The organism is Idiomarina aquatica, from assembly GCF_004362895.1.
In the GTDB taxonomy this organism is placed as follows: domain Bacteria; phylum Pseudomonadota; class Gammaproteobacteria; order Enterobacterales; family Alteromonadaceae; genus Idiomarina.
Map to the genome: position 1 here is coordinate 1 of NZ_SNXI01000040.1, position 4,668 is coordinate 4,668.

Sequence of the window (4,668 nt, forward strand, 5' to 3'; positions counted from 1 at the left end):
AGGAGGAAAGCATCACTGAAAACTAAACAAGAAGGATGACGACAACCCGTCAAGTTAATTGACGCTGATCAGTCAAGATAGTTGACGCTCTATACAACCATTTCGGTATCATCCGGACAGTGATTTCGGCGTCGTCCGGACAACCGTTTCGGTCTCATCCGGACAAGTTTTTCTTCCCTCGCTTTTCGAGTTTCGGCATAACAGAGTTTTTATCTGTGAGCCGAGGCAATCATGACTAAAGCAAAAAAAAAAAGCGAGGACGGATATGCGGACTTATCTGGACATTTTTCGTTTAAAGTTTGAGCGGCGGATGACTGATCGGCAAATAGCATTAACGCTGAACATCGGTCGCTCAACCGTCAACAACATCTTGACCCGGTTCCGAAGTTTACAGCTCGAGTGGCCGCTTCCTGATGAAGTGTCACTTGAGAAGCTCGATAATTTATTGATGCCCGGTCGCAATTATCAATCGCAACGCGTGCTGCCGGACTGGCTGAAGGTACACAAGGAGCTTACCAGCCCACTCGTGACCAAGCAGTTGTTGTGGCAGGAATACCAGGCCGAATATGGTAATCAGGCTCTGGGATACACTCAGTTCTGTGAGCATTATCGCCGCTGGTTGGGTAAGCAACGTCGCTCTATGCGTCAATTACATAAAGCCGGTGAGAAGCTCTTTATTGACTTCTGCGGACCAACCGTACGCATCGTTGATCCCACTACGGGTGAGTACCGCAAAGCGGCTATCTTCGTTGCCTCCATGGGCGCGTCAAATTACACCTACATCGAAGCGTGCGAAGGACAGGACTTAGAGTCCTGGCTGCTTGCCAATCGCCGCTGTCTGGAGTTTTTAGGCGGTGTACCGCAGTTGCTCATTCCGGATAATTTAAAATCCGGTGTTAATCAGGCCGACCGCTACGAGCCGCAGCTCAACGACAGCTACCGGGCGTTCAGTCAACATTATGGCTGTCCTGTCATCCCCGCACGACCCCGTAAGCCTCAGGATAAAGGTAAAGTAGAATCCGCTGTGTTAGTGGTTGAACGCTGGGTTTTAGCGCGGCTGAGGCATACCACCTTCCACAGTCTGGCGGCGTTAAATCAGGCGATAAGGTCGCTGAACAAAGAGCTCAACGAACGACCGATGAAAAGCTATAACGGTCTGAGCCGGGCGGAGTTATTTAAACAAATCGACGCACCCGCATTAGCACCGTTACCTGAAATGCCTTACGAGTACACGCAGTTCAAGTTGGCAAAAGTCGGTAAAGACTACCATGTGGCCTTCGATAACCACTGGTACTCGGTGCCTCATGCGCTGGTCGGTGAGCGGGTTGAGCTGATGGTCACCCAGCGACTGGTACAAATCCATTACCGCGGTAATGTGGTCGCGACTCACATCCGAAGCAAAAAGCGTTACCAACACACCACCGAGGCATCACATATGCCCGTGGCACATGCCGTTTATAAAGACTGGACACCGGAGCGTATCCACCGCTGGGCGGCCAGCATTGGCAAAAATACCGCATTAGTGGTTGAGCATATTGAGCGCTCAAAAGCCCACGTCGAGCAAGCGCAACGCAGTTGCCTGGGCCTGTTATCGCTGCAAAAGCGCTACAGCTCAGAGCGCTTAGAGCGAGCCTGCGGTATTGCTCTTGAGCAACAACACTACGCCATTCGGTTTATCCGCAACATCCTTGCCAACGGCCGGGACAGTCAATCCACTCCAGAGCCGGCTACGACTCCGACTCATCACATCAATGTGCGTGGCGCACATTACTATCAATAAAGGAGGCTATGGTGGATAACTTACTCAGCCAGCTGCGCCAGTTACGATTACCGGCTATGGCATCAGCACTTGAACGACAACGTGAAACACCGGGTACTTATGACGAGCTTGCCTTCGAAGAACGATTACTGCTGCTCGTTGAACAGGAGCATTTAAGCCGGGAAAACAACCGTATTACACGCCTGCGTAAACAAGCTAATCTGCGTCTGCAGGCGCAGCCTGAACAACTCAAATACCCGGCAGCGAGAGGCCTTAGAAAAGAGCAACTCATTCCCCTGCTTGAAGGCCATCACTTACGCTATCAGCAAAACATCCTTATCACCGGCCCAACCGGTAGCGGTAAAACGTTCCTTGCCTGCTGTTTAGGCGAGCAGGCCTGTCGGCAAAACTATCGGGTACAATATTACCGCCTCGGGCACTTGCTTGAAGCCCTGAAACTGGGTCACGTTGATGGCTCTTATCTAAAAGTGCTCAGCAAGTTACAAAAGGTCGATTTACTTATCCTGGACGACTGGGGGCTGGAAGGCTTTAAGGGAAAACAAATCACCGACTTGCTGGATGTCATTGAAGATCGCTATGAGCGACGCAGTACCATTATCGTCAGCCAGCTACCGGTATCACAATGGTATGAACTGATGGATAACCCGACCGTGGCAGACGCATTGCTTGATCGACTTATTCATAATGCGCATCGGTTGGAATTACAAGGTGAATCGCAACGCAAAAAAACACTAGCAGGTGACGCCTAAATCACGTAAAAAGAAAATCATGCGAGGTGAAAATTAACTTGTCCGGATGACACCGGAACGCTTGTCCGAATGATGCCGGAATCGCTGTCCGGATAGACCGAAATACGCAATCGCCGTGATTTCGTTCGACTTCTCCGAGGTTTTTACCTGACCCAGCACCACTTTATTGGCACACGCAAACGCATTGACCATGTGTATCGTGGATTGTCGGTCACCGCGCTGGTAGGAGCTTCGCAGCGTCTTACCGTCAATCGCAATCAATTGCCCTTCGGTGCTTTCATGCACAGCCTGCATCCAGTTGATAAAGCAGGCTCTGAACTGCTCCGGGTCGATACGCGAAATGGTACGGGCAATGGTGTCATCAACGGGGACGCCCTCGCGCAGGTAACCATGCTGTTGAAACCAGTCAATGTGGCCGTCGGCATAATCACGGATCTCGCTCCAGCCTTCGGCTCCAGCGACGACACCACACAATGTGATAAACAAAATATCCTCAAGCGGATAGGTCACTTTTGCTGATTGACGCGTGTCAGATAATTCGCCAAAGTGTGTGGTGAAGGCTTCGATATACATGGCTTTACTCCCCAAAAAGAGAGTATAAGATCACGACTCAACCGGATCGTCAAACGGATCGTTTAGTTTTTGCTCAACTGGTTAAGAAACGTTCACGATCTTGCCCTGGGGGACTAGGCACGATATTGTTCACCGTAATGGCAAAGATAAAAAAGGGAATGAGCTAGAAATTAATGAATCAGTGGCGAAAAATGCAATCGAAGCTGTTGAGTCATTTGCTACGAGTTTGCGTCATGCTCTGTAGTCAAATCAACATAACAATCAGATCCACTCAGGTTTGGTCGCTGGTGAGCCGGGCGTTATGAATAAATCATGAATCCATTTGATCTCTCAAGTAATCACTTTGAAGCAAGAAAGAAAATCCTGATTGCATCCTCTTCAGATTCGATGTCACGCTGTGTCGAGTATATCAATGAAAAATATGAGAGCCGAGGGCAACTTAAAGAGGCAGTTGATTTTTGCTTTCACGATCTAATTGAAGCCCCAAAAGGAGATGTTGAAAGTCTTGCTAAGGTTGGGTTCTTTCCCTGGGTTGAAGCATCGAAAGAGTTAGATCAAAGCTTAAGCTTAATCCTTAAAGGACATTTTAAGCATGCATACGACTCCTACAGGAGAGCAATTGAGCTTGTTATTACTGGTGCATTTTACGTCTCAGATGATGTTGATAAGCAAAAAGCACAAGAGTGGATGAAGTCTGATAGAAGCACTCCGAACTTCAAACGAGCATGCGAAGCACTTGTTAAGGGGTCTTATTTTGGAGATCTTAATAAGCAATGTAATTGGCTAGATGACATTCTGGATTTTTTCTGGAAACTTTCCGATAAAGTTCATGTTAAAGGTATTGAAAACTCTTTTTCAGAGGTCAGCCCAGTCTACTCCTTTATTAACGGCATAGGAGACCCTGTTTTTTCTGAAAAGGGTTGCAAGCCGGCATTAGATACTTATCTTTTGACAGTATCCCATATTGCAGTTGTTGTCGCGGCCAGCAATCCTTTTGTACTGCAAGGTTTTGATCTTGACATAAAATTCGGCCTTAATCCTCCTGCATCAGGTTTTTTTTATCCCAGGCAGGCTGAGAGATTAGCTGGGTTAATCCCAACTAGATATAAACCTTATTTTGAAAGATTGTTAGAGGTAGATGAGAATCTTATAGGAATTCGGAATTGGTTCGAATCCCTTCCAGACATCACGGAAGAAGACGTTCGTGCGCAGGCGGAGGCTATGGGATTTGATGAAAGAAACACATAACGATCACATGAAAAATTGTTCCACTACGTTGCGCTGGACGCCGCTGACGCTACGTCTTTTATGTGGGTGTTAACGTCCGTTCCTGACACACAAAGCCGAAGGTCAGCAATGAGCGAACAGCGGACTGTTCAAAGGACTCATTTAATCGGCTAATCGCTCAGGCCGTGTGAAAACTCATATTTATGGCTGCTGTTTTAGATTAAATAATACAATAATTCTGAGGCCACTATAGTTTTTGGATGAGTGTTTCCACAACTCTCATGTCTTCATTGCAGATATGAGACCGCTAACGCCCATGATATTCATCATTCTTTTGAA

3 protein-coding genes and 1 pseudogene are annotated in these 4,668 nt (G+C 47.6%); 3 read left to right on the forward strand and 1 reads right to left on the reverse strand.

The window, feature by feature from the left end:
* Nucleotides 1–265 precede the first annotated feature (265 nt).
* Nucleotides 266–1,780, forward strand: a complete 1,515-nt coding sequence (istA, locus tag DEU29_RS13675) for an IS21 family transposase (protein ID WP_133540933.1) — start codon at nt 266–268, stop codon at nt 1,778–1,780.
* Between the two features lie 8 nt (nt 1,781–1,788).
* Nucleotides 1,789–2,529 carry an IS21-like element helper ATPase IstB gene (istB, locus tag DEU29_RS13680; RefSeq protein ID WP_133540935.1) on the forward strand — a complete coding sequence of 247 codons (741 nt, stop codon included), beginning with the start codon at nt 1,789–1,791 and terminating at the stop codon, nt 2,527–2,529.
* Nucleotides 2,530–2,637: 108 nt separating this feature from the next.
* Here istB and DEU29_RS13685 read toward each other — a convergent pair.
* Nucleotides 2,638–3,102: pseudogene (locus DEU29_RS13685) on the reverse strand (ISAs1 family transposase); the annotation flags it as partial.
* A 312-nt stretch (nt 3,103–3,414) separates the two neighbouring features.
* On the opposite strand from DEU29_RS13685, the gene DEU29_RS13690 reads away from it, so the two are divergent.
* Nucleotides 3,415–4,350 carry a hypothetical protein gene (locus DEU29_RS13690; RefSeq protein ID WP_133540937.1) on the forward strand — a complete coding sequence of 312 codons (936 nt, stop codon included), beginning with the start codon at nt 3,415–3,417 and terminating at the stop codon, nt 4,348–4,350.
* Nucleotides 4,351–4,668: the final 318 nt, after the last annotated feature.

Excerpts from the sequence above, each read along its gene's own strand:
- istA (WP_133540933.1), top strand. The coding sequence starts at position 266 with ATGCGGACTTATCTGGACATTTTTCGTTTAAAGTTTGAGCGGCGGATG.
- istB (WP_133540935.1), top strand. The coding sequence starts at position 1,789 with ATGGTGGATAACTTACTCAGCCAGCTGCGCCAGTTACGATTACCGGCT.
- DEU29_RS13690 (WP_133540937.1), top strand. The coding sequence starts at position 3,415 with ATGAATCCATTTGATCTCTCAAGTAATCACTTTGAAGCAAGAAAGAAA.